Source organism: Microbacterium sp. LMI12-1-1.1 (assembly GCF_040676455.1).
Classification (GTDB): Bacteria; Actinomycetota; Actinomycetes; order Actinomycetales; family Microbacteriaceae; genus Microbacterium.
This window is the reverse complement of the sequence record NZ_JBEGIA010000016.1, coordinates 650785-674889: the sequence shown is the minus strand read 5'-3', so window position 1 is coordinate 674889 and position 24105 is coordinate 650785. Positions and strand designations below refer to the sequence as shown.

Sequence of the window (24105 nt, the reverse complement as noted above, 5' to 3'; positions counted from 1 at the left end):
TCACGCAGATCGGCGCCGGGCGGCGTGCGTATGCGATCGCGAACTCAGCTGCCGGCGGGAACGGCCTCGAAGCTCAGCCACAGTTCGAAGCAGTTGTGCCGCGAGAGGCTGGTGACTCCGACCGATGCGCGGCCCACCGATCCGACCTCGGGTCCGAAGACGTCGAGGAACAGCTCGGTGGCCCCGGCGGCGACCTCGTGCAGCCGGTCGAACTCCGGAGTCGTCCGCATGAAGCAGAGCGCGCGCGAGAGCCCGGCGACGTTGTCGAGCGATCCGACTGCGAGGCGGATCAGCCCGAGAGCCTGGGTCGCGGTCAGGACGGCAGCCTCGCGCGCCTGCGCCACGCTGATGTCGGCGCCGACGACTCCGGGATGCCGTCGATTTCCTGCGCGGTCCTCGGGCGTGATCCCGCTCAGCTCGACGAGGTCGCCGGTGCGGTGGAAGGCCTTGAGTCCGCTTCCGTAGCGGCCGCCGTACGGCGGGTCGGTGTAGTCGGGGATCTCGAGTCCGAGTTCGCGGGCGCGCTGTTCCGGTGTCGACATGACGTCCTGTCCTCTGTCGGAGTGGTTGAGGATCAGCCTACCTTGACGGATCCGTTGTAAATAGAATTGGATGCATTCACGACGATGTGGATCCAACCAAGGATTCGGCGATCGTTTGGCAGAGGTCAAGGGGAGCGGGATGGAGAAGACGGCGATGGAGGAGATGTCGCAGCCGCGGATCGTGTCGGCGCCCGCCCTGTCCGCCTATGCGCGGATCGATCGCGTGCCGGCGCTGGGGGCGGCAGGGCTGACGGTCTCCCTCCTGCTCGCCGCGGCGCGTCCGGGGGATGCCGGGCGAGGCGCCCAGGTCGCGCTGGCGTGCGCGGAGCACGCGGCCGGCTGGTCGGTCGGACTCGACCCGTCGGGCCGGGTGTCGCTCGTCGTCGGCACGCGGCACGGCCCCGTCGCCGTCACCTCGGCGAGCGGACTCGACGCCGACCGGCGCTACCGGGTCGTCGCGCGCATTCCGGGTGGGCCGGGACGGCTCGAGGTGAGCGTGCAGCCTGAGTATGCGGCGGCCGGAAGCGAGGTGGACACGGCGGGCGTCCGGGTCGGCGTGCCCGGTGTGGCATCACGCGGTCCGCTGCTGTGGGGCTGTCGTTCGCTGTTCGATGGCGTCCGGCCCGAGCTGCCGTTCGACGGAGTGGTCGGCGACGTGCGGCTGGCCGCCGGCGGCGAGTCGCCGGACGCCATGGGACCAGCTGCCGCGGCCGGCGTGGCCGTGATGTCGTGGGTTCAGGAAGTGGTCGTCGGATTCCCGGTGTGATGAAACGCTGCGGAAACACTCTCGACATTCAAACGGATCCATAAGAGAATAGATTGGATCCATGATGGATCCTCGACGCGAAGGAGCGTTCCGAATGCGCGTATGCACCCGTGCTCGTCGGCTCTCGGCGGTCGGGACGCTCGCGAATCCTGCCTCACGCGGCCGACTCGCCCATCGTTCGCGACTCGCCGCGCCCTCTGGCGGTCCCACATGGTAGCGCTGCGCGGGCACGCGGGCGGCAGGCCCTCCTTCGGCGCGCTCGCGTGGATCTCACTGTGGAATGTAACCCGACAGAAACAAGATTGGATGCGTAAATCGCTAGATTGGATCCACACCGTACGATTCTTCCTGAGCAGCGTCACCCGCTCCCTGCTCCCGAGAGGCGCCGACCCGACGCCGACGCACCCGAAGTCATTGAAGTCCTGAGAGGAATGAGCATGCGCAACAAGAAATCGCTCGCCGGAGCCGCGCTCGTCGCGGTCGTCGGCATGGCGCTCGCGGGCTGTGCCGCGAGCAACGCCGACGGCGCCCCGGTCGCTGAGACCGACACCATCAACCTCGAGCTCTGGTACGCGCCGGCGACGTTCAATCCGGCGCTGGCCTCCGCGACCTCCGACCTGCAGAACGCGCGGCTCGGCTTCGACACCCTGCTGCGCGCGGGGGAGGACGGGCTCATCGGCGGCCTTGCGACGGAGTGGGAGTCCGCTTCCTCCTCCGACTACACGTTCACGCTGCGCGACGACGCCACGTGCGCCGACGGTACGGCGATCACGCCGAGCGTCGTCGCGGGCTCGTTCGAGTACCTCGTCGGACTCGAGGACGCCGCAGCCGTGACGTGGAAGAACCAGGCCTTCGGTTCCGGATCGCCCACCTTCACCGCCGACGACGAAGCGGGGACACTGCAGATCACCCTCAGCGAGCCGTACTCGCAGCTGCTCGGCGGAGTCTCGCAGCCGGGGCTCGGCGTGATCTGCCCTGCCGGGATCGAGGACCCGGAGGGTCTGGCGGCCGGAAGCGTCGAGGGCGCGTTCTCGGGGCCCTACCTTCTCACCGAGCAGCAGCCCGGCGTCAGTGTGAGCTTCACCCTGCGCGACGACTACGACGCGTGGCCGGCATGGACGAGCGTCGAGGGGACCCCTGCGAAGACCCTCAACTACACCGTGCAGCCCGACGGCAACACGAGCGCGAACCTGCTCGATTCCGGCGGCATCGACGGCGCGCGCTTCTACGACTCGAATGCCCTGCGATTCGCCGACGAGGAGGGCTTCAGCACGGTGACGTTCGCCAGCTCGGCGTACAACCTCGTGTTCAACCAGACGCCCGGTTCGGGCTCGATCTTCGAGGGGAACCAGGAGCTTCGCACCGCCGTCGCACAGGCGATCGACCCGCAGGGGTTCAACGACGCCGGCCTCGACGGCCTCGGTGAGACGCAGTACACGGTCAACTCGGCCGGGTACTCGTGCGCGCTCGAGGATCCCTCACTGCTGCAGAGCTACGACCCGGAGGTCGCGTCCGCAGAGCTGGCGGGCCAGACCATCCGGCTCCTCATCATGAGCAACTGGGATCCTGCGGCCGACTACCTTGCAGAATCTCTCCGCGCCGCCGGCGCCACGGTCGAGGTGTCCGCTCCGGATCCCGCCGAGTGGTCGTCGCAGATGCGCACCGAGCCGCAGAACTGGGATGTCGCGGTCGCGGCGGAGAATGCCGGCCCCGGCCTGATCCACCTGTCGATCGCCCGCTACCTCGGCCCGACCTACCCGCAGGGCGGCACCAACGTGGTCGGCGCCGAGAACGCGGAGGGCGCCGCCTTCTTCGCCGAGGCGATGGAGTCGGCCGACGCCGACGAGCAGTGCGCCGCGTTCGAGTCGGCCCAGGAGACGATCCTCGAGCGGGTGGACATGATGCCGCTCATCACGGACACTCACCGGTATGTGACCCGTCCCGGCTTCGCCGCCTACGTGTTCAACGGATACTGGGACCCGTCGGCGGTGCGCATCACGGGTTGACCGTGACGAGCTGCCCGGGCCGGAACAAACAGGAGACTCGAACATGAGCATCATCCCCATCGTGACCTCCATGCCGACCGGCCCGGGCGGCCCACCCATCCACGCCGACGGCCCCGACAGCCCAGACCCGGGCGGCGGAACCCGCGCGGCCTCGCTGGCCGGAGCCTGGCGCCGGTTCCTGCTGCGCCGGGCGGCGGGGCTCATCGTCAATGTCACCCTGCTCGTGGTGATCACCTTCCTGATCGTGCAGCTGATCCCCGGCGATCCGGCCACCGCGATCGCGGGCGAGAACGCCACCCTCGCCCAGGTCGAGATGGTGCGCACGCAGCTCAGCCTCGACCAGCCGATCCCGGTCCAGTTCGCGAACTACATGATCGGCGTCGTCCAGGGCGACTTCGGCGACTCCTACCGGTTCCGCGTCCCCGCGCTCGAGGTGGTGATGGCGGCCGTGCCCTACACCCTCGCCATCACCATCCCCGCGGTTCTGCTGCTCCTCGTTGTCGGCATCGCCGCGGGCATGGCGGTCGGTGTGGCGACGCGCGGAGACCGTCGCCGCGTCCTCGGCACATCCTTCAACGTCGTGACCGGGTTCATCTCCTCGGTGCCGGTCTACGTGCAGGCGACGGCCCTCGTCGTCGTCTTCGCGGTCTGGCTCCGCGCACTCCCGCCGGCGTACTCGCAGGCTTATGACCTCAGCCAGGCGGCGATCCTGCCGGTGCTCTCGCTCACGCTCGGCGGCGCCTGCGCGGTAGCCCGCGTGGTGCGGCGCGAGGCGGCGGTGATCCTCGAGCAGGACTACATGCGCACCGCCCGCGGCTGGCGGCTTCCCGCGCTCGCCCTCTACGCGAAGCACATGCTTCCGAATCTGCTCACGACGGCACTGACACTGTCGGGCATCATCCTCACGGCGCTGCTGGGATCGGCGCTGATCACCGAGGCGGTGTTCGCCTGGCCGGGCCTCGGAGGCGTCATCGTGCAGGCCATATCGATCGACAAGGACTATCCCGTGATCCGTGCGGCGGTCTTCGTCATCGGCGTGATCTCGCTCGTCATCACGCTCCTCATCGACGTGATCCTCGGGATCATCGACCCGCGAACCCTGGGGGACTGAACGTGTCCGCGACCACCTCAGCCGTGCAGACGGCAGAATCCGCGCGACCCCGCGCCTTCGCGTGGAACGGAGGGCTCATCGCCGGTCTGGCGATGCTGGCCATCATCGCCCTCGTGGCGATCTTCGCCCCCATCTTCCTCGCCGACCAGGCGACCGGGCTCGGCAGCGGCCCACCCAACTCCGGCTCCACGCCCGAGCACCCGCTCGGCACCGACACGCTCGGACGCGACATGCTCGCGCGCACACTGGTCGCCACCCGACCGACGGTGCTGATGGCGGTCATCGCCACCGGGCTGGCGGCGTTCGCCGGAATCGCGGTCGGCGTGGCGATCTGGCTGGCGCCCCGGCGGGTGCGCGAGTTCGGGCTGCGGTGCATCGAGTTCGCGGTGAGCTATCCGACCATGCTGGTCGCTATCATCATCGCCGCGATCCTCGGGCAGGGCATCGTGCAGGTCGTCATCGCCATCGCGGTCGCCAACACCGCTGGGTTCGCCCGGCTCACGGCGAACCTGGCTGCGCGCATCTCGACGAGCGAGTACGTCACCACGGCACGCCTGATGGGCGTCCCCACGCTGCGCGTCGCGACGAGGCACGTGCTGCCGAACATGGCCGAGCCCACGCTCATCCTCATCGCCGGCGCCTTCGCCGGCACCCTGGTCGAGATCTCAGGCCTCTCGTTCCTCGGGCTCGGCGCCCAGTCGCCGGCGTTCGACTGGGGCACGCTCCTCAACGAGGGGCTCAGCAAGATCATGGTGAACCCGATTGTGATCGTCGGCCCCGCCGTCGCCCTGACCTTCACGTCGCTGGCCGCGCTGCTCGTCGGCGACGGTCTTGCGGCGGCGGCCAACCCGCGCTCGAACAGCACCCAGGCGCGACTCGTGCGCTCCGCCGAGCCGCCGTCCTCGGCGCCCGTGCCGTCGGACGCCGTCCTGGTCGCGGAGGGCATCACCGTCACCCACGAGTCCAGCGGCCGCGAGCTCGTCTCGGACGTGTCGTTCACGATCCGCCGCGGTGAGGTGCTCGGCATCGTCGGCGAGTCGGGTTCAGGCAAGTCGCTCACCGCCTCGGTGGTCGCAAGGCTGCTGGGCGAAGGGCTCTCCGCCTCCGCGCGACGGCTCGAGCTTGCCGGCACCGATCTGCTCGGCAAGGTCTCCGACCGCAAGCTCGCCTCGAGCATCGGGCTCGTCTATCAGGACCCCGGCACGTCGCTGAACCCGGCACTGCTGCTGGGCAATCAGCTCACCGACGTCCTGCGCCTGCGCCTGGGGCACACACGTCGAGAAGCGACCGCGAAGCTGCTGTCGGGCTTCCGCTCTGTACGGCTCACCGATCCCGAGGGACGGCTCCGCCAGTACCCCCACCAGCTGTCGGGCGGCATGAAGCAGCGGGCGATGATCGCGTCCGCCATGAGCCCCGACCCAGATCTCTTGATCGCGGACGAGCCGACCACCGCGCTGGACGTGACGGTGCAGCGCGAGGTGCTGACGGTGCTCAAGCGCATGAACACCGAGTCAGGCACCGCGATCCTGTTCATCTCGCACGATCTCGGCGTGGTGCGGGCGCTGTGCGATCGTGTGCTCGTCCTCAAGGACGGCGAGATCGTCGAGCAGATCGACGACACGACGCATCTCACGGACGCGATGGTGAAGCATCCCTACACGAAGCGTCTTCTCGCGGCGACCCCAGTCGTGTCGCTGCCGGACCGGCGTGTTCAGAAGGAGGTCGGCGTATGACCGGGCCCATGGTCGATGTCCGCGGACTCGACGTCTCATTCGGATCCGTGCAGGTGCTGCACGGAGTGGATCTCGCGGTCGAGCGCGGCAGCACGGTCGGGATCGTCGGCGAGTCGGGATCGGGCAAGTCGACGCTCGCCAAGGTCCTCGTCGGCGAGGTGCGTCCCTCGGCCGGACACGTCGTCGTCGACGGCGACGACCTGACGGCGCGCCACAGGGCCACGCTCCGGCGGCATCGCCGGCGCACGCAGATGATCCCGCAGGACCCCTACTCGTCGCTGTCCCCGCGACGCACCATCGCGCAGACTCTCGCCGAGGCCATCGACCCGGCACGCGCACGGGTCGCCCGGCACGAGGAGAAGATCGCCTCGTGGCTGAAGCTGGTGGGTCTGCAGCCCGAGATGATGCATCGCTACCCCCACGAGTTCTCGGGCGGACAGCGCCAGCGCATCGCGATCGCGCGCGGCCTGGTGATCGAGCCGGACGTCGTGATCGCCGACGAGATCACGTCGGCGCTCGACGTCTCGGTGCAGGCGCAGATCCTCGACCTGCTCGCTGAGATCAAGGAGACGCTGGGCATCACCGTGCTGTTCATCTCGCACAACCTCGCAGTCGTGCAGCGGGTGAGCGACGAGGTCGTGGTGCTCTATCAGGGGCGTGTCGTCGAATCCGGTCCGGTCGAGCAGATCTACGCCGATCCGCAGCACTGGTACACGCGCCGACTGCTCGACGCCGACCCGGGCTCGCCCGGCTTCGCCCTCGTGAGCTGAGCGGTGGTGCGCGCACACGCACGGCTGCCCCTCACCCCGGTCGCGCAGGGGAGGACCACGTTCCGTGGTGCGACGCTGATCGACGGCGAGGCGGCGACCCCGGTGCCCGATTCCGAGGTCGTCGTCCACGACGGCGTCGTGGAGTACGCAGGCCCGATGCGTGCGCCCGCCGCGGACGGCGCGGGTCGCATCGTCGATCTCTCCGGCATGTGGCTCCTGCCCGGCTTCGTGGACGTGCACGTGCATCTCGCGATGGTCCCGGCGCCGGCCGAGCAGCAGCGTGCCTGGTTCCCCGAGGAGGCCGTGCTCGAGATCGCGGCCCAGCTGCGCGCCACGCTCGAGGCGGGCGTCACGACGGCGCGCGACCTCGACGGACTCACGCCCGGCTATCGGCTCGCGGTCCAGAACGGGACCGCGATGGGGCCGCGGCTGCACCTGGCGATCGCGATGCTGTCGCCGACAGGGGGCCACGCCGACCCGTTCCTCCCGAACGGGAGCCTGCCCGCGTGGGCGGTGCGCGCAGGGATGCCCGAGCCCGGCCTCGTCGACACCGACGAGGACGTCATCCGCACGGTGCGGCGGCTGATCCGCATGGGAGCCGATGCGATCAAGGTGTCGACATCGGGCGGATCGGGATCGCCGACCGACGAGCCGGAGGACGTGGGCATCACTGAGGAGCAGGTGCGCCTGATCTGCCGCCTCGCCGAAGAACGCGGGCGGCGCCCGGTGACCGCACACGCACTCACCGACGCCGCGGCGCGCGCCGCCGTGCTCGGCGGCGCGGGAAGCATCGAGCACGGCTACGACCTGTCGGCAGACACGATCGAGCTCATGGCCGATCGCGGCACCGTGCTGGTGCCGACGCTGAGCACCCTCATGCGCGAGATCGGTCCGCAGGTCGCGCCCGAGCGACGGCGCGAGCGCGAGCGGATGCGTGAACGGGGCATGGACTCGGTGCGACGCGCGATCGCCGCAGGGGTGCCCGTCGCGCTCGGCACCGACGCGGGGGTCGTTCCGCACGGCGCGAACCTCCGGGAGCTGGCGTGGCTCGTTGGGGCCGGACTGGAGCCGATCGGGGCGATCCGTGCCGGCACGGCGGTGGGTGCGGACCTGCTCGGAGTCGGTGATCGCGTCGGATCCGTGGTGGCCGGCAAGATAGCGGATCTCGTCGTGACGGATGCCGATCCGCTGGTTGCGATCGAGCGGCTCGCCGAACCCGGTGCAGTGCGCATGGTGATGCAGTCCGGGAGGGTGGTCGTCGACCACGACCGGCGGTCCGGCTGAGGCGGCGCTCCCTCGGCGCCGTGCATCAGACGACGCGAACGGCGCCGCTCACACCGGCGCGAGTGCGACCGCCGCGCGCGAGACGAACGAACTGACGGCCCCGGGCGCCGCGAGCGGCACAGAGTGGCTGGTCGCGACCTCTTCGATCGTGGCGTCCGCTCGCGCAGCCATGTCGCGCTGCGCCTCGGGGCGGAGGTGCTTGTCGAGCGTCGCGATCATGTACCAGGCGGGCTTGCTCGCCCACGCGGGCACCCCCGTGGGCTGGGTGAAGATCGCGTCCGCGCTCGCGCGGCGTCGCGTGCTGCGCGCCTGCATCACATCCTCGGGCACATCCCAGGAAAGCGCCTGGCGGGCTTCGTCGCTCTCGATGCCGATCCACTCTCCGTCCGGCCCTCGCGTCATGAACCGCGCGACCTCGGCGGGCTCGTAGCGGGTCACGATCCCGTTGACCGTCTCGCCCTCGTCCGGAGCGAACGCGGCGATGTAGACGACGCCGCGGACGCGGTCGTGGCGGCCGGCGTTGGTGATGACGGCGCCGCCGTACGAGTGCCCCACGAGGAGGACGTCGTCGTCGGCGGCGTCGATCAGAGCGCGCACCGCGGCGATGTCGTCGTCGAGGGACTGCGAGGGATTGTCGGCGACCGAGACGCCGAAGCCTGCGGACTCGAGCAGCGGAGCGACGGCGCTCCAGTCGAAATCGGAACCGCCCATACCGTGGACCAGGACGATGTGCATGGCACGCCTCTCTTGTGGATACGATGCAGACAATATCGGATCCAATTTGAATCCGCCACTCCGCATCAACGGAGAGGAAGCAGCACCGTCGGTGCCGGCGCCGCCTCACGTCCTTCGAACGGCACCGGCTGGCAGACCATCAGGTAATCGCCGGGCTCGACCTCGGCGAGGTCGGCGTTCTCCAGGATCACGACACCTGCGGTGCAGAGGATCACATGCGTCGGCCACTCCTCGGTGTTGGCCGGTGCCTCGATCGTCATGTAGTCGTTGCCGGCGAAGCAGACCCCGTGGTCGACGAGCCATTGGGCTCCGGTCGGGCCGAGGCCGACCCATGTCTCGGACTTCTCGGGTCTGGTCAGCGCGTCGGTGGAGTTGCGGGTGCGGAACAGCACCCGCTCGGCGCCCGCTGCGCCGGCCGCCGCGAGGTCTTCGGCGGTGATCTCCTCGACGACGTGGCGGAGATCGAGCACGCGCGCGGGTCCGACGACGCTCTCGAGGGAGATCTGGTCGACGGTCGCCGCGCCCGGGACGAAGTGCGAGGGCGCGTCGACGTGCGTACCCGTGTGGGCGCCGATCAGCCAGCGGGAGACATCGGACGGGTACCCGTCGGCGATCTGCTCGACCATCTCGTACGTGGGGCGGCGGCCCCAGTGCAGCATGTCGCCGTGGATGGGGATGTTGATGTCGATGGCGTCGGTCATGTCTTCCTCCGGCCGGGCTGAATTGGATGCATTGTTGAGGAAAGTGTATCCCGTTACCCTGGAGCGCTTCGCTCTCGCTGGGATCGAGTCACAGCGGAGTTGGAGATGGCGCCCAGGGCGGCGACACTGAACACGACCCAGAACGGAAGGGTCCTCGTGATGTCCCGCGCGAGCGTCATGTTCCCCTTCCCGCCTCCGGAATGTATCCTATAAACCGTAAAGTGGATCCATTCCCAGTGACCTGAAGGGCGACGCATGATCATCGACGCGTACAACACGACACAGGACGTGCGGGGGCGGTCCGATTATCTGACCGGCGCCCGCCCCGGTGAAGAGCCTCCCGCCTACACGCCGTTCGACCCGGATCGGATCCTCACCCGGATGGACGCGGCGGGCATCGACATGGCGATGGTGTGCTCGCTCGCGCAGCGCATCGAGAATGACTTCATCATCGGCCTCCAGGACGCCTACCCCGAGAGGTTCATCGGCTTCGGGCAGGTCATGCCGCAGGCCGACGATGCACTGGACGAGATCCGGCGCATGAACGCCGCCGGAATCCGCGGACTCAAGCTGCACCCGAGCATGCACGGGTATCACGTCGCAGACCACGGCCTGCTCGATCCGGTCTTCCGGCTGTGTGCGGAGCTCGGGATGACGATCATCATCAACGCTCTGGACGATGCGTTCTGCGCGCCCTTCGCGATCGAGGAGATCGCCAAGGATCACCCCGATGTGCCCACGATCATCGCCCACATGGGTGCGGTCTGGAACGTTCCCGAGGCGATCATCGTCGCCGAGCGCCGCGAGAACGTGTACCTCGAGACGTCTGCCACGCTGATGGCCGACGTGAAACGCGCGTACGCCCGCCTGGGTGGCGAGAAGATCCTGATGGGCACCGAATGGCCCGGATCCGACTTCGACATCGAGCGGCTCAAGATCTCGAAGGCGATTCCGGATGCCGCCGACCGCGCGCTGGTCGAAGGCGGCAACTACGCCCGCATCCTGCGCATCGGGGGCTGAGGTGTCCGACGCCGCCGCGCGACCGCCCGCCCGCCGCCCCGACGCGATGGGCGACGCCGATGCGGAGCTCCTCGAGGCCGCGATCGCGCTGCTCGACGGCGTCTACGTCCCTGGGCGACACGAGGTGGTCGCCGCGATGCGCACCGCCGACGGCGCTGTGCACCTCGGGGTGCACGTGGACGGCTCGGCCCGGCGCAGCAGCGTGTGTGCGGAGGGCGTCGCGGCGGGGCTCGTCTTCGCCCGCGGCGTGTCCGCGAGCACCGAAGTGATCTCGATCGTGAGTGTCCTGCGGCGCGTCGAGGGAACGACCCACGTGATCGAGCCGTGCGGGGTGTGTGCCGAGCTGCTGACCGACTATTGGCCGGGCTCCGGAGTGTGGGTCACGCGCGGAGACGACATCGTGCGGATGAAGGTCTCTGACCTTCTGCCGGCGAAGCGGCTGCGCCGCTGGTGAGGGGAGGGGCGCCACGCCGGCGCGACGCCCCTCGCGGTCACTTGTAGACGACGTAGAACTTGCGCACCGGCTCGGTCACCGTCCAGACGCCGGTCCAGCCGAGGGGGAAGTACGCGACGCTGCCCGGTGTGAGCTGGACGGCGTCCTCGCCGTCACGCTGGACGGTCATTGCGCCTTCGAGAAGATGGATGATCTCGGCGCGGGTGAGGAACTCCCACCGCGACGTGCCGGGATCGCTCTCCCATGTGCCCGAGATGATGGTCCGCTCGTCGTTGGCGAACTCGACCTTCGAGCGGGTGATGATCTCGCCCGACAAGGGCTCGGCGGACGGGGGTGCCAGGGGCTTCGCTTCGAGGTCGGCGACGTCGATCTCGGCGGGATTGTATGAATGCGTCATGATTGGATCCTAAACAATGCATAATGGATCCTCAACGGATGTCGTTACCAGAGAACGGACCCCGCATGCAGATGAACATTCCGTGCCACGACTTCTCTTGCACTCCGCTGCGCATGATCGTCACGCGGGGTGGGGCATGAGCGCCGTCGCCCGCGTGCGCGCGGCGTACGCGCGTCTGGCGGAGGTGGAGCGGCCGGAGATCTGGATCTCGCTCCGCGGCGAGGCGGATGCCGCGGCCGACGCGGCCGAGATCGACGCGCGCGTCGCATCGGGGGAGCAGCTGCCGCTGGCGGGCGTCGTGGTCGCCGTGAAGGACAACATCGATGTCGCCGGGCTCGAGACGACGGCGGGCAGCCGCACCTTCGCGTACAGCCCGACGGAGGACTCGCCGGCGGTCGCGCGCCTGCGGCGGGCCGGTGCCGTCGTGCTGGGCAAGACGAACCTCGATCAGTTCGCGACCGGTCTCGTCGGCACGCGGAGCCCGTTCGGCGCCGTGCGCAACGCGTGGGACCCGGAGCGCATCTCGGGCGGATCGAGCTCCGGCTCGGCCGTCGCCGTCGCGTTGGGCATCGCCGACCTCGCGCTCGGCACCGACACGGCTGGATCGGGGCGCGTGCCCGCAGCTCTCAACGGCATCGTCGGGGTGAAGCCCACGATCGGGCTCGTGCCGACGACGGGTGTCGTGCCCGCGTGCCGCACCCTCGACTGCGTCACCGTGTTCGCGCGCGACCTCGCCACGGCACGCCGTGCCGCCGAGCTGATGTCGGGTCCTGATGGCGTGGACCCGCTGGCCCGCATCGACCGTCCGGCACCCCCGCTGGATGCCGCGCCGATCGTCGCGGTGCCGACCGCGGAGCACCTCGAGGGTCTCGCCGAGGGCTGGGCGGACGCGTTCGCCGCCGTCGTGCGCCGCGTCGCGGCATCCGGAGCCACGATCGTCGAGGTCGACATCGCGCCGCTCCTCGAGGCCGCGGCACTGCTGTACGGCGGCGCGTTCGTGGCCGAGCGGACGGCGGCGGTGGGCGACTTCATCGACGCGCACCGCGACCTGATCGGCACGGACCTCGATCCCACGGTGGCCGGCATCATCCTGTCCGGAGCGGAGGCGCGCGCCGCCGACTACTTCCGCGACCGTGAAAGGCTCGAGCGTCTCGGCCTCGAAGGGCGCCGGCGTCTGGGCGATGCGGTGGCCCTGCTCACTCCCACCACGACAGGTCACCCCACCCTCGCCGAGGTCGCGGCCGACCCGGTCGCAGTGAACAGCCGCATGGGCCGCTACACGAACTTCGCCAATCTGCTCGACATGAGCTCCCTGGCGGTTCCGGCCGGCTTCGTCGGCGGGTTGCCGTTCGGTGTCATCCTGACGGGGGCGCCGTTCGCCGATCGAACGCTCGCGCAGCTGGCGGAGCGCATCGCCGCTCCCGATCTCGAGCTGCTCGTCGTCGGGGCGCACTTGCGCGGTCAGCCGCTCAACCCGCAGCTCGTCGACGCGGGCGGTTCGTTCGTCGCCGACGTGCGCACCGCTGCCGAGTATCGTCTGTTCGCGCTCCCCACGGTGCCCGCCAAGCCCGGACTCGCTCGATCGTCGACGAGCGGGGCACGGATCGCCGGGGAGGTGTGGCAGCTGCCGGCCGCGGGCTTCGCCCGATTCGTCGCCGCCCTTCCGCAGCCGATGGGCGTGGGGCCGGTCCGTCTCGAGGACGGCCGCACGATCACAGGATTCCTGTGCGAGGCCGTCGCCCTGGAGGGAGCCGCGGACATCACCGAGCACGGCGGCTGGCGTGCCTATCGGAGCGCCCTGTCGTGACGGCCGTGGTCGAGTGGACGGACTCCGCCCCGCTCGCCCTCAAGGGGCGACCGCAGCGCATCGTGCCGCTCGTGCTCGGCTTCGAGCCGATCTGCGAGGCGATCTCCGTGCGCGGCGGGAGCCGGTTCCGTCACTTGATGGAACCGGTGACGGCCGCGGCTGTGGTCTTCGACCGAGGCTGGGTGCTGCTGGACGGCGGGTTCGATCCGTCGCGGGTGCGCGATCCCGTCCGCCGAGCGGCGAGCTTCGACTACGAGAACTATCTGCCGATCGTGCCGCCGGGCGATCCGCTCGTCGACCAGGTCGCCGAGGCCGGCCTCGACTGGCGCGACCTCGCCGCCGCGGCGATCTCCCACGCGCACTTGGACCACACCGGCGCCGCGCGCCTGCTGCGGCGAGAGCAGCCGCTGCTCATGCAGCGACGCGAATGGGAGCACGTGTGCTCAGCCGACTCCGAGCGCGCCGCCTTCCTCTTCCGCGAGGACTTCGACCATCCCCAGCTGACGATCGCGCTCCTCGACGGCGACGTCGAGATGGCGCCCGGGCTGACGGCGATCGACACCGCGGGCCACACGCCCGGCCACCAGTCGTTCGTCGTCGACCTGCCCGGGCGCACCGTCGTCCTCGCGGGTGACGCGGCGGACCTGCGTGCGAACATCGACCGGCGCCTCCCCACGGGGTCTACAGCAGCCAGGGAGGACGAGGTCCGCGCCGAGGCGGCGATCCGGCGCCTCGCCGATCTCGATGCACGTGCGGAGATCGAGGTCTGGCCGGGGCACGACCCCGAGTGGCAGCCGTGGCGCGACGTCATCGAGGCCCGCTGAGGGAGGGGCGCCTCAGCGGAGGTCGTCGGCGAGCCGGGACGCAGCCCGCCACGAGAGCGCCTCGATCGTCTCGACCGGACCGCGTCCGCCCGTCGACGGGAAGGTCGACGACCCCACGACGACGAGGCCGGGCACGCCGTGGAACCGTCCGAACGAATCGACCGCCGATTCCACAGGATCCTGTCCCATGCGCACGCCGCCGTACAGATGGGTGCCCAGCGGCTGTGCCTGCAGAGGTGGACGCCATGTCGTTCGGGCCCCGGCGTTGCGAAGCCACTCGGCCGCACGCGTGGCGAGGAACTCCCAGCGTCGCCGGTCGTCGCCGGCCAGCGAGAACGTGATCCGCGCGACCGGGCGGCCCGAAGGATCGCGGTGCACCGGGTCGAGGTCGACCACGTTGTCGGCCCGGGGGAGCTGATCGGGCTGGGCCCAGACCGTGCCGATCGATCGATGGTGCGCGCGGACCCAGGTCGCGGCATCCGCGCCACCGGTCGTCCGTCGCGAGAGTCCCTCGGCGGCCGCGTCGAGGCGCTGCGCAGACCACGGGCCGGTCATCGCGGCCTGCAGCAGCGATCCGCCCAGGAACCCGAGGCCGGAGTGGTCGAACCGGTCGCCCTCGAACTCCGAGACCGCGACGGCGCTCGCCGGGCCAGCATCGCGGCGGCGGAGGTCGATGCCCGCGAAGTCTCCATGCACGACGAACGCGTTGTGGGACAGGAACCAGCGACCGACGCGCCCATCGGCGCTGAGGCCGGACAGAAGCAGGAGGCGGATGCTCGGGACGACGGATGCTGCGACCACGACCGCGCCGCAGGCGCGAGTGCGCAGGTCACCGGCCCCGTCGACGTACTCGACGCCGGTGACCTCACCCGTCGATCCCCGCAGGATCGCGGTCACGGTTGCGCGCACGACCTCGACATCGCTGCCGACGAGAAGCGGGGCCGCGTCGGGGGATGCTGCAGCGGGAGCCGCGAACGGCTCCCAGCCGAGGCCTGCGGCAGCGAGGCTCATCCGATCGGTCCACGCGGTGGCGGGTCTCGGGGCCGCATCGACGGCGTCCTCGACGATGTCGTACCACGGCGCGAGTTCCGCGGCGCTGATGGGCCAGTCCACCACATCGGAGTCGGGGGGAAGCGGGCCGTAGCGGCGCTCGGTCGCGGACCGCATCTCGAACGACCAGTCGTCCAGCCTGTACGCCTGCGCAGCGGCGAGCAGTTTCGATCCGCCGACGGTGTCGAGTCCTGCCGGTGGCGCGGCCTGCGGCAACGCCTCGTCGTCTGAAGTGCTGCGTAGCGTGGGCGCTGGCGCAGCCAGCGGCGCGCGTCCGGGCGGAGCAGCCTCGGCCTGAATGGCCACCACTGAAAGGCCGGCTCGTCCCAGCACGCGTGCCGCGATGATCCCGGCGGGGCCGAGTCCGACGACGATGACGTCAGCCACAGTAGTGGCTCCTCTCTGCGGGCGGGAGCAGTCGTATCCTATATTGGAGAGATTGGATCCACACGATTGGAGAGGTCATGACCTCGGCTCGCATCATGCGACGCACTCCCCGCGGGATCGCGATCTGCATCGGGATCGGTCTTCTGGCGGGCCTCCTGTCAGGCCTCTTCGGTGTCGGGGGCGGGACCGTCGTCGTGCCGCTGCTCGTGCTGCTCCTCGGTTTCGACCAGCGCCTCGCAGCGGGGACGTCGCTCGCCGCGATCGTGCCGACCGCGACGGTGGGTGTGATCTCCTACGGCCTGAACGACGCAGTGGCCTGGATCCCTGCCCTGCTGATCGCGGCCGGTGCTGTCGGCGGCGCGCAGATCGGCACGTGGCTCCTCCCGAAGGTGTCGCAGACCGCGCTGCGCTGGATCTTCGTGGGATTCCTCGCCGCCGTCATCGTGTCCCTCTTCCTGGTGATCCCCTCCCGCGACGCCCAGCTCGTGCTCACGTGGGGGAGCGGTGTCGCCCTCGTGCTGCTCGGCGTGGTGACCGGCACGGTCTCGGGTCTCATCGGGGTCGGCGGCGGCATCATCGTCGTACCCGTGCTGATGATGGTCTTCGGCACCAGCGACCTCGTCGCGAAGGGCACGTCACTGCTCATGATGATCCCCGCGGCGATCTCCGGGACGATCGGCAACGTCCGCCGTGGCAACGTCGACCTGGTGTCGGCGGCGTGCGTCGGACTCGCAGCCTGCACGACGACGGCGCTCGGCGCGTGGCTCGCGACGATCGTCGACCCGTTCGTCGGCAACGTGCTCTTCGCCGTCTTCCTCGTGTTCATCGCGGCGCAGATGGCGGTCAAGGCGACCCGGGGGCGTCGCTCTCGCTGAACGACTATCGCGGGGCGTGCTGGGCACCCCACCCTCCGCGTTGCAGGCCCGGGCGAGCTGTTACACGGCGGAAACGTCTCGACAATCGCGGCGACACCGGGCCGTTCCATACTCAGATACCTGTCGGTTGACAGATATGGGTAGGGAGTTCCGGAATGGCCATTGTCAGTGTCCCGCGCTCGCGGGCATCCCTCATCGATCGCATCGTTCCGAGGTCGGCGGTCGGAGACCTCTTGTTCGTGGGCGCCGGTGCGGCGCTCACGGCGGTCGCCGCACAGGTCGTCGTGCCGCTGCACCCCGTGCCGTTCACACTTCAGACTTTCAGCGTCCTGCTGGTCGCCGCCACGCTGGGGTCGATGCGCGGCGCCGCGTCGATGCTCGTCTACCTCGTGGCCGGCGCGCTGGGCGTCCCCCTGTTCGCGTCCGCCGAGTCGGGGATCGACGTCGTACTCGGCGCGACCGGCGGGTATCTCGTCGGCTTCGTCATCGCCGCATGGCTGGTCGGTCGCATCGTGGAACACTCGTCGGGCCGAGTGCTGCCCACGGTCGCGGCGCTCGTCGCCGGATCCGCTGCCGTGTACGCAGTGGGGGTGCCGTGGCTGGCGATCTCGCTCGGCATGACGCTCGGCGACGCGGCGAACGCAGGTCTCTTCCCGTTCCTGGCCGGCGACGCCATCAAGCTCGCCGCCGCCGCGGTGCTCGTGCCGGGCGCCACGGTGCTCGTCGCACGCGCCACGAGCAAGGACGAGCGATGAGCGCGGAGGAGCGCGCCACCGACACGGTAGGCAACGCGCGTGCGGATGCCCGCGCCCAGGGCGGACTGACCAGCGAGTGGATGCCGTACCTCCCGGCCTCCGCATCCCCGTTCGCGCCGTGCGGCATCGACCCGGCGTCGCTGACATGGGGTGAGACGGTGGCCCCGGGCGGATACACGCACCGCGTCATCGCGCGGGGCACGCATATGCGGTTCGACGACCCCACCGGCGACGCGAATGCGCACGTGCTCCTGTTCAACGCGCACGAGCCGTGGGAACGGCTGAACGCCGCCGACACCGTCAAGATCCCGTGGCAGGCGTACCTGGGGGCGGGGCATCCACTGCTCTCCGGTGACGGGCGCGTTCTCGCCACGATCGTCGACGACACCTCAGGACGTCACGACGCCCTGTTCGGCACGTCGACGGATGCCGCGAACCGCGCTCGATTCGGCGACGCGCGTCCGGAGGGACCGGCGCCCTCGGGACGCGCTCTGTTCCTGAAGGCCGCCGCGAAGCACGGGCTCGGCGCGCGCGACCTGCCGCCGAGCATCTCGTTCTTCCAGGGGGTGCGCGTCGCTGCGGACGGCGCGGTCGAGTGGCTCGGGTCCGCGGGAGCGGGCACGTCCGTCACGCTCGTGGCCGAGATGCCCCTGATCGTGCTGATCGCGAACGTGATGCACCCCGTAGACCCCGCCTCCGGCTACCGGAGCGGCCCGCTGCGGGTGCACGCGTGGCGGGGATCGCCCACTCTGCCCGACGATCCGCGGTTCGCCGAGTCCCCGGAATCGCGCCGGGCGTATCTCAACACCCTCGACTATGCGGAGGCATGCGGACTATGACCACCCAAATCACTGCACCTCTCGACAGCGCGGTGCCGGTCGGCGCTGTCGCCGCACCCGACTCGCCGCTGGACTGGAGCGACGCCGCGGTCGCGGGCCGCGTCGTCGCCGACGACCGCGTCGCGTCCAACGCGTCGTGGTCGGCTGTCGTGGCCGCCGGAAACGTGCTCACGATCGTCGACGTCGGCGGCAACCAGTCCGCCGACTTCCTCGTGTTCGACGCGCACGACACCGCTCACCGCTACAGCGCCCCCGACACGCTGGTCGCACAGGGCAACGCCTACCTGCGCGAAGGCTCGGTGCTCCTCTCGAACGAATCGCTGCCGCTGATGACCGTCGTCGCGAACGAGATCGATCGTCACGACACGATCGGCGGTGCGTGCTCCAAGGAATCCAACACGCTCAGGTACGGCCATCACGTGTCGTTCCAGCACGCGTGCCGAGAGAACTTCCTCACCGAGGGCGCCATCCACGGCCTCGGCGCGCGCGACCTCGTCTCGAACATCAACTGGTTCATGAACGTGCCGGTCGAGGCCGACGGGCGCCTCGGGATCGTGGACGGCATGAGCGCCCCCGGCAAGCGGGTGGCGCTGCGCGCCGAGCGCGATGTGCTCGTCGTCGTCTCGAACTGCCCGCAGATGAACAATCCGTGCAACGACTTCAACCCCACTCCGCTGCGGATGATCACAGTGGACCCGCGTGACACCGAGGAGACCCGATGACTTCCCTCTCCCGCGACACCGTCCTCATCGCCAACCGCGGCGAGATCGCGCGGCGCATCATCCGCTCGGCCCGCGAGCTCGGCATGGGCACGGTCGCCGTCTACTCCGACGCGGACCGCGCGGCGCCCCACGTACGCGAGGCCGATCAGGCGGTGCGCCTCGGTCCCGCCGCCCCGAAGGAGTCGTATCTGCGGACGGATGTCGTGCTCGAGGCCGCGGTCGCGACCGGGGCCGGGCTGATCCATCCCGGGTACGGCTTCCTGTCGGAGAGCCTCACGTTCGCCGCGGCCGTCGAGGAGGCCGGCATCGGATTCGTCGGTCCGTCCGCCGAGCACATCGCCGCGTTCGGGGAGAAGCACACCGCACGAGAGCTGGCACGGCGCGCGGGCGTCCCGCTCGTGCAGGGCACCGGCCTCCTGCGCGACGCCGACGAGGCGGTCGCCGCGGCCGACGGGATCGGCTACCCGGTCATGGTCAAGGCCACGGGCGGCGGCGGCGGCATCGGCATGCAGGCGTGCTTCAGCGCGACCGAGGTCCGCGACGCGTTCGCGCGCGTCGCGGCGCTCGCCTCGGCGAGCTTCGGGTCGACGGGGATCTTCCTCGAGCGCTTCGTGCGCCCCGCCCGTCATGTCGAGGTGCAGGTGTTCGGCGACGGCGAGGGCGGGGTCGCGGTCTTCGGCGACCGCGACTGCTCGCTGCAGCGGCGCAATCAGAAGGTCATCGAAGAGGCGCCGGCACCGGCGTTGCCCGATCGCGTGCGCGAGCTGCTGCACCGGTCGGCGCGCGAGCTCGCGGCTTCGGTCTCGTACCGGAGTGCCGGCACCGTGGAGTTCGTCTACGATCCGGCGCGCGAGGAGGCGTCCTTCCTGGAGGTGAACACGCGCCTGCAGGTCGAGCATCCGGTCACAGAGGAGGTGTTCGGCGTCGATCTGGTCGCGATGATGCTGACGCTCGCGCGGGACGGCGCCGCAGGGCTTCCCGGCGACCTGTTCTCTCGCGAATGGATGCCGCGCGGTGTTGCGGTCGAGGCGCGCGTGTACGCGGAGGACCCCGGCCGGAACTCGCTGCCCTCGACGGGCCTGGTCACCCGCGCCGCCTTCCCGGGGCAGGGCAGTGAACCGAGGGCGGGCGTCCGGGTGGACGGCTGGGTCGAGGACGGCACCGAGGTCACCGCCTCGTACGACCCGATGCTCGCGAAGGTGATCGCGCACGCCGACGATCGCCGCGCGGCTCTCGAACTGCTCGGCACCGCACTCGGCGCCAGTCATGTGGATGGCATCGTCACCAACCTCGGCCTGCTGCGTTCACTGGCGGATGCCCCCGCCTTCGTCGCTGCGACGCACAGCACGTCGACGCTCGACGTGACAGAGGACCCCGATCCGCGCATCGACGTGATCGCGCCGGGCGCGATGACGACAGTGCAGGATCTTCCCGGCCGGGTCGGCTACTGGCAGATCGGCGTTCCGCCGAGCGGCCCGTTCGATCGGGTCTCGCTCGCCGAGGCGAACCTGGCAGTGGGCAACCCTGAAGGCGCGCCCGGGCTGGAGATCACGCTCACGGGGCCCACGCTGCGGTTCTCGCACGCCGCGGTGATCGCCGTGACCGGGGCGGCGGCGATGAACACGATCGACGGTGAGCGCATCCCGCTGTGGGAACCGGTCCGCGTGCCCGCGGGTTCGATGCTGGCGATCGGCTCCGCCACCGGCCCGGGCCTGCGCACCTACCTCGCCCTGCGCGGGGGATTCGACGTGCCGGCGTACCTGGGAAGCGCATCGACCTTCACGCTCGGCGGATTCGGCGGACACGGCGGGCGCGCGCTGCTCGCCGGCGACGTGCTGCGCCCCGGAACGATCGGCCCCGCCGCCGTGTCGGCACCACTCGGCGACGCGACGCCGGCCGAGCGCCGGCCGGCGCTCACCGACGCGTGGACGATCGGCGTCACCGAGGGGCCGCACGGCGCGCCGGAGTTCTTCACGCGCGATGACCTCGACGCCTTCTACGCCACCGATTACGAGGTGCACCTGAACTCGGCCCGCACCGGTGTGCGGCTCATCGGGCCCAAGCCCCGCTGGGCGCGCCCTGATGGCGGCGAGGCGGGCCTTCACCCCTCGAACATCCACGACACCCCGTACGCGGTCGGCGCGATCGACTTCACCGGCGACACCCCGATCATCCTCGGTCCGGACGGTCCCTCCCTCGGCGGATTCGTGTGCCCCGCGGTCGTCGCGAGCGGCGAACTGTGGAAGGTGGGCCAGCTTCGCCCCGGCGACCGGGTGCGGTTCTCGCCGGTCGCCGAGGCGGAGGCGCCCGCGCTGGTGAACCGACGTGCGTCGCCGACCCTGATCACACATGGCGGCGACGGAGACGACGGCGTGTACGCGCGGAAGGAGGCATCCGGCGACGACCCGGCGGTGACCTACCGCCGCGACGGCGACTCGAACGTGCTGGTCGAGTACGGTCCGATGCAGCTCGACCTCGCGCTGCGGATGCGCGTGCACGCCCTGCAGGAGACGCTGGCGGAGCACGCCCCTGCCGGCGTGCTCGACGTGACTCCCGGCATCCGCTCGCTCCAGGTGCACACCGACCCGTCGATCCTGCCGGCGTCGAAGATGGCGGCCCTGCTGCAGGAGCTCGAGGCCGAGGTGCCGCCGACGAGCGAGCTCGTCGTGCCCTCTCGCACGGTGCGCCTGCCGCTCAGCTGGGACGATCCGGCCACGCGCCTGGCGATCGAGCGGTACATGAACGGTGTCCGAGGCGATGCGCCGTGGACGCCGTGGAACATCGAGTTCATCCGCCGCATCAACGGACTCGACTCCGTCGACGATGTGTTCCGTACGGTGTTCGACGCGAGCTACCTCGTGCTGGGCCTCGGCGACGTGTATCTCGGAGCGCCGGTCGCCACACCCCTCGACCCGCGCCATCGCCTGGTCACGACCAAGTACAACCCGGCGCGCACGTGGACCGCCGAGAACTCCGTCGGCATCGGCGGCGCGTACATGTGCATCTACGGCATGGAGGGCCCGGGTGGCTACCAGTTCGTCGGCCGCACGGTGCAGATCTGGAACCGCTTCCGCCGGGGCGGCCTGTTCCAGGAGAATCCGTGGGCGCTGCGGTTCTTCGATCGCATCGAGTGGTACCCGGTCTCGGCCGAGGAGCTGCTCGAGCTGCGCGCCGAGACGGATGCCGGGCGCGGGCGGTACGAGACCGTCGACGGCACGTTCTCGATCGCGGAGCACCAGCGGTTCCTCGAGGCGAACGCGGAGTCGATCGCCGGATTCCGCGAGCGCCAGAGCGCAGCCTTCTCCGAGGAGCGCGAGCGCTGGCGTCTTGCGGGCGAGTTCGAGCGCTCGGACGAGCCGCCGGCCCCGCTCGCATCCGCCGAGATCGTGCTTCCCGAGGGTGCCGAGCCCGTCTACGCCCCGTTCGCCTCGACCGTGTGGCAGCTGTCCGTCGACGTCGGCGCGTCCGTCGCCGAGGGGGATCCGATCCTGTCGGTCGAAGCCATGAAGATGGAGTCGAAAGTGGTCGCACCGCGCGGGGGCCGCGTGCTCGAACTGTATGCCTCACCCGGAGAGCAGGTCGCTCCCGGACAGATCCTCGCTGCGATCGGAGCACACGCATGACCGGCCGGCACACCACCGCTCGCACCGCAGTCGACCGCGCCCTCGCGCGGATCGCGGACGTCGAACGTCCCGAGATCTGGATCTCGTTGCGGGACGCGCAGGATCTCGTCGCCGAGGCGGCGGCAGTCGATGCACGGGTCGAGGCGGGCGAGGACCTGCCTCTGGCCGGACTCACCGTCGCGGTCAAGGACAACATCGACGTGGCGGGACTGCCGACGACGGCAGGATCGGCATCCTTCTCCTACGAGCCGGCCGCCGATGCGACCGCGGTGGCGCGTCTGCGTGCCGCCGGGGCGATCGTCGTCGGAAAGACGAACCTCGACCAGTTCGCGACGGGGCTGGTGGGCACGCGATCGCCGTTCGGTGCCGTGCGCAACGCGTGGGATCCCGCCCGCATCTCTGGCGGCTCGTCGTCGGGCTCGGGTGTGGCGGTCGCGCTCGGGATCGTGGATCTCGCGCTCGGCACCGACACCGCGGGCTCCGGTCGCGTGCCGGCTGCCCTCAACGGCATCGTCGGCGTCAAGCCGACGAAGGGTCTGGTGCCGACCACGGGCGTCGTGCCCGCGTGTCGCACGCAGGACGTCGTGACGGTCTTCGCCCGCGATCTCCAGCTCGCCCGGACCGCCGTCGAGACGATGACGGGACTCGACGGACGCGATCCGCTGGCGAGGACGGATGCCGCGCACGCGGCGCTGCCGCCTCGCGCGCGCCTCGCGGTGCCCCTGCCGGCGCAGCTCGACGGTCTCGCCGCCGGATGGCGCGAGGCCTTCGAGGCCGCGGTCTCCACCGCTCGTTCGGCCGGGTTCGAGGTCGTCGAACGTGACATCTCCGCCCTCCTCGACGCCGCGCGGCTGCTGTACGAGGGGGCCTTCGTCGCCGAGCGATACAGCGCGGTGGGCGCGCACATCGACGAGCACCGTGAGCAGATCGGCGGTGATCTCGACCCGACGGTCGCGGGCATCATCCGCGCCGGGGCTGCCCCCGCCGCGCATGAGCTGTTCGCCGACATGGAGCGCCTCGACGAGCTGCGACTGCGCGGTGCCGAAGCGCTGGAAGGCTGTGCGGCGCTGCTCACCCCTACGACGACCTGGCATCCGACGCTCGCCGAAGTCGCGGCCGAGCCGATCGCGGCGAACTCCCGCATGGGACGGTTCACAAACTTCGCCAACCTGCTCGACATGGCTGCCCTCGCGGTGCCGAGCGGCCTGGTCGACGGGCTGCCGTTCGGCATCATGGTCACCGGGCCGGCGTTCACCGACCGGGTGCTCGCGCAGATCGCCCAGCGCTTCCAGGCGGCTCCTCGTCGTCTCTTCGTCGTCGGGGCGCATCTGACGGGGGAGCCGCTCAACCGCCAGCTGGTCAGCGCGGGTGGTCGCCTCGTCGGCGCGGCGAGCACCGTCGGGGAGTACACGTTCCACGCGCTCGCGACAACGCCGCCGAAGCCGGGGCTGGTGCATACCGGATCGGGGGGCGCGACGATCGCGGGGGAGGTGTGGGAGTTCTCGGCCGAGGGCTTCGCCGCCGTCGTCGATGCGGTCCCGCCGCCGCTGGCCATCGGGTCCGTGTCCCTGGCTGACGGTACGCGCGTCGCCGGATTCCTCGCGACGCCCGCCGCGCTCGAGGGCGCGGTCGATATCTCGGCCCGGGGCGGCTGGCGCGCCCACCTGGCCGCCGTCTGACCCGCCCAGCGACCGGCATCCTCGC

The 24105-nt window shown here is 70.5% G+C and carries 21 protein-coding genes; 16 read left to right on the top strand and 5 right to left on the bottom strand.

The window, feature by feature from the left end:
* Positions 1-44: 44 nt before the first annotated feature.
* Complete coding sequence (locus MRBLMI12_RS21095) at positions 45-542, bottom strand: RidA family protein (RefSeq protein WP_363358127.1); 498 nt, start codon at positions 540-542, stop codon at positions 45-47.
* A 139-nt stretch (positions 543-681) separates the two neighbouring features.
* Here MRBLMI12_RS21095 and MRBLMI12_RS21090 point away from each other — a divergent pair, with 139 nt between their 5' ends.
* The 6 genes from MRBLMI12_RS21090 (at position 682) to MRBLMI12_RS21065 (ending at position 8212) form a co-directional block, all read left to right on the top strand.
* Positions 682-1308: a hypothetical protein gene (locus MRBLMI12_RS21090; protein ID WP_363358126.1), complete on the top strand. Its 627-nt coding sequence runs from the start codon at positions 682-684 to the stop codon at positions 1306-1308.
* A gap of 437 nt (positions 1309-1745) precedes the next feature.
* Positions 1746-3314, top strand: coding sequence for an ABC transporter substrate-binding protein (locus tag MRBLMI12_RS21085; protein WP_363358125.1), 1569 nt, complete (start codon positions 1746-1748; stop codon positions 3312-3314).
* A 43-nt stretch (positions 3315-3357) separates the two neighbouring features.
* Positions 3358-4425, top strand: coding sequence for an ABC transporter permease (locus MRBLMI12_RS21080; protein ID WP_363358124.1), 1068 nt, complete (start codon positions 3358-3360; stop codon positions 4423-4425).
* A gap of 2 nt (positions 4426-4427) precedes the next feature.
* A complete protein-coding gene (locus MRBLMI12_RS21075; RefSeq protein ID WP_363358123.1) occupies positions 4428-6158 on the top strand; it encodes a dipeptide/oligopeptide/nickel ABC transporter permease/ATP-binding protein in 1731 nt (576 codons plus the stop codon).
* Entirely contained in the window at positions 6155-6928 is a 774-nt protein-coding gene (locus MRBLMI12_RS21070; RefSeq protein ID WP_363358122.1) for an ABC transporter ATP-binding protein, read from the top strand. Before MRBLMI12_RS21075 ends, MRBLMI12_RS21070 begins: the two co-directional genes overlap by 4 nt.
* 6 nt (positions 6929-6934) lie before the next feature.
* Positions 6935-8212 carry a metal-dependent hydrolase family protein gene (locus tag MRBLMI12_RS21065; RefSeq protein ID WP_363358121.1) on the top strand — a complete coding sequence of 426 codons (1278 nt, stop codon included), beginning with the start codon at positions 6935-6937 and terminating at the stop codon, positions 8210-8212.
* A 48-nt stretch (positions 8213-8260) separates the two neighbouring features.
* Here MRBLMI12_RS21065 and MRBLMI12_RS21060 read toward each other — a convergent pair whose 3' ends face one another.
* Both MRBLMI12_RS21060 and MRBLMI12_RS21055 read right to left on the bottom strand, forming a co-directional pair.
* Positions 8261-8947: an alpha/beta hydrolase gene (locus MRBLMI12_RS21060; protein ID WP_363358120.1), complete on the bottom strand. Its 687-nt coding sequence runs from the start codon at positions 8945-8947 to the stop codon at positions 8261-8263.
* A gap of 65 nt (positions 8948-9012) precedes the next feature.
* On the bottom strand, positions 9013-9648 hold the full coding sequence (locus MRBLMI12_RS21055; protein WP_363358119.1) for a cyclase family protein: 636 nt from the start codon (positions 9646-9648) through the stop codon (positions 9013-9015).
* Positions 9649-9903: 255 nt separating this feature from the next.
* Between MRBLMI12_RS21055 and MRBLMI12_RS21050 the strand changes: the two genes are divergently transcribed.
* The gene (locus tag MRBLMI12_RS21050) at positions 9904-10668 is read left to right on the top strand and encodes an amidohydrolase family protein (RefSeq protein ID WP_363358118.1); all 765 of its coding nucleotides are present in this window, start codon (positions 9904-9906) and stop codon (positions 10666-10668) included.
* Position 10669: 1 nt separating this feature from the next.
* Positions 10670-11122: a hypothetical protein gene (locus MRBLMI12_RS21045; protein ID WP_363358117.1), complete on the top strand. Its 453-nt coding sequence runs from the start codon at positions 10670-10672 to the stop codon at positions 11120-11122.
* A 37-nt stretch (positions 11123-11159) separates the two neighbouring features.
* Here the strand turns inward: MRBLMI12_RS21045 and MRBLMI12_RS21040 are convergent, their stop codons facing one another.
* Positions 11160-11519, bottom strand: coding sequence for a cupin domain-containing protein (locus tag MRBLMI12_RS21040; RefSeq protein WP_363358116.1), 360 nt, complete (start codon positions 11517-11519; stop codon positions 11160-11162).
* Positions 11520-11535: 16 nt separating this feature from the next.
* On the opposite strand from MRBLMI12_RS21040, the gene MRBLMI12_RS21035 reads away from it, so the two are divergent.
* Complete coding sequence (locus MRBLMI12_RS21035) at positions 11536-13326, top strand: allophanate hydrolase (RefSeq protein ID WP_363358115.1); 1791 nt, start codon at positions 11536-11538, stop codon at positions 13324-13326.
* Positions 13323-14150 carry an N-acyl homoserine lactonase family protein gene (locus tag MRBLMI12_RS21030; protein ID WP_363358114.1) on the top strand — a complete coding sequence of 276 codons (828 nt, stop codon included), beginning with the start codon at positions 13323-13325 and terminating at the stop codon, positions 14148-14150. Before MRBLMI12_RS21035 ends, MRBLMI12_RS21030 begins: the two co-directional genes overlap by 4 nt.
* Before the next feature lie 12 nt (positions 14151-14162).
* On the opposite strand, the gene MRBLMI12_RS21025 is transcribed toward MRBLMI12_RS21030, so the two are convergent.
* Entirely contained in the window at positions 14163-15587 is a 1425-nt protein-coding gene (locus MRBLMI12_RS21025) for a GMC oxidoreductase (RefSeq protein ID WP_363358113.1), read from the bottom strand.
* A gap of 95 nt (positions 15588-15682) precedes the next feature.
* Here MRBLMI12_RS21025 and MRBLMI12_RS21020 point away from each other — a divergent pair, with 95 nt between their 5' ends.
* The 6 genes from MRBLMI12_RS21020 to atzF all read left to right on the top strand — a co-directional run bounded on the left by MRBLMI12_RS21020 (position 15683) and on the right by atzF (position 24080).
* A complete protein-coding gene (locus tag MRBLMI12_RS21020; RefSeq protein WP_363358112.1) occupies positions 15683-16462 on the top strand; it encodes a sulfite exporter TauE/SafE family protein in 780 nt (259 codons plus the stop codon).
* Positions 16463-16617: 155 nt separating this feature from the next.
* The gene (locus tag MRBLMI12_RS21015; RefSeq protein WP_363358111.1) at positions 16618-17217 is read left to right on the top strand and encodes a biotin transporter BioY; all 600 of its coding nucleotides are present in this window, start codon (positions 16618-16620) and stop codon (positions 17215-17217) included.
* Complete coding sequence (locus MRBLMI12_RS21010; RefSeq protein WP_363358110.1) at positions 17214-18056, top strand: urea amidolyase associated protein UAAP1; 843 nt, start codon at positions 17214-17216, stop codon at positions 18054-18056. Before MRBLMI12_RS21015 ends, MRBLMI12_RS21010 begins: the two co-directional genes overlap by 4 nt.
* Positions 18053-18778 carry an urea amidolyase associated protein UAAP2 gene (locus tag MRBLMI12_RS21005; protein ID WP_363358109.1) on the top strand — a complete coding sequence of 242 codons (726 nt, stop codon included), beginning with the start codon at positions 18053-18055 and terminating at the stop codon, positions 18776-18778. Before MRBLMI12_RS21010 ends, MRBLMI12_RS21005 begins: the two co-directional genes overlap by 4 nt.
* Entirely contained in the window at positions 18775-22401 is a 3627-nt protein-coding gene (gene uca / locus MRBLMI12_RS21000) for an urea carboxylase (protein WP_363358108.1), read from the top strand. Before MRBLMI12_RS21005 ends, uca begins: the two co-directional genes overlap by 4 nt.
* The gene (gene atzF / locus MRBLMI12_RS20995) at positions 22398-24080 is read left to right on the top strand and encodes an allophanate hydrolase (RefSeq protein WP_363358107.1); all 1683 of its coding nucleotides are present in this window, start codon (positions 22398-22400) and stop codon (positions 24078-24080) included. Before uca ends, atzF begins: the two co-directional genes overlap by 4 nt.
* The last annotated feature ends 25 nt before the right edge of the window (positions 24081-24105 follow it).

Coding starts and splice junctions, on each gene's coding strand:
- MRBLMI12_RS21095 (WP_363358127.1), bottom strand. CDS start 542: ATGTCGACACCGGAACAGCGCGCCCGCGAACTCGGACTCGAGATCCCC.
- MRBLMI12_RS21090 (WP_363358126.1), top strand. CDS start 682: ATGGAGAAGACGGCGATGGAGGAGATGTCGCAGCCGCGGATCGTGTCG.
- MRBLMI12_RS21085 (WP_363358125.1), top strand. CDS start 1,746: ATGCGCAACAAGAAATCGCTCGCCGGAGCCGCGCTCGTCGCGGTCGTC.
- MRBLMI12_RS21080 (WP_363358124.1), top strand. CDS start 3,358: ATGAGCATCATCCCCATCGTGACCTCCATGCCGACCGGCCCGGGCGGC.
- MRBLMI12_RS21070 (WP_363358122.1), top strand. CDS start 6,155: ATGACCGGGCCCATGGTCGATGTCCGCGGACTCGACGTCTCATTCGGA.
- MRBLMI12_RS21060 (WP_363358120.1), bottom strand. CDS start 8,947: ATGCACATCGTCCTGGTCCACGGTATGGGCGGTTCCGATTTCGACTGG.
- MRBLMI12_RS21055 (WP_363358119.1), bottom strand. CDS start 9,648: ATGACCGACGCCATCGACATCAACATCCCCATCCACGGCGACATGCTG.
- MRBLMI12_RS21050 (WP_363358118.1), top strand. CDS start 9,904: ATGATCATCGACGCGTACAACACGACACAGGACGTGCGGGGGCGGTCC.
- MRBLMI12_RS21040 (WP_363358116.1), bottom strand. CDS start 11,519: ATGACGCATTCATACAATCCCGCCGAGATCGACGTCGCCGACCTCGAA.
- MRBLMI12_RS21035 (WP_363358115.1), top strand. CDS start 11,536: ATGCATAATGGATCCTCAACGGATGTCGTTACCAGAGAACGGACCCCG.
- MRBLMI12_RS21020 (WP_363358112.1), top strand. CDS start 15,683: ATGCGACGCACTCCCCGCGGGATCGCGATCTGCATCGGGATCGGTCTT.
- MRBLMI12_RS21015 (WP_363358111.1), top strand. CDS start 16,618: ATGGCCATTGTCAGTGTCCCGCGCTCGCGGGCATCCCTCATCGATCGC.
- MRBLMI12_RS21010 (WP_363358110.1), top strand. CDS start 17,214: ATGAGCGCGGAGGAGCGCGCCACCGACACGGTAGGCAACGCGCGTGCG.
- MRBLMI12_RS21005 (WP_363358109.1), top strand. CDS start 18,053: ATGACCACCCAAATCACTGCACCTCTCGACAGCGCGGTGCCGGTCGGC.
- uca (WP_363358108.1), top strand. CDS start 18,775: ATGACTTCCCTCTCCCGCGACACCGTCCTCATCGCCAACCGCGGCGAG.
- atzF (WP_363358107.1), top strand. CDS start 22,398: ATGACCGGCCGGCACACCACCGCTCGCACCGCAGTCGACCGCGCCCTC.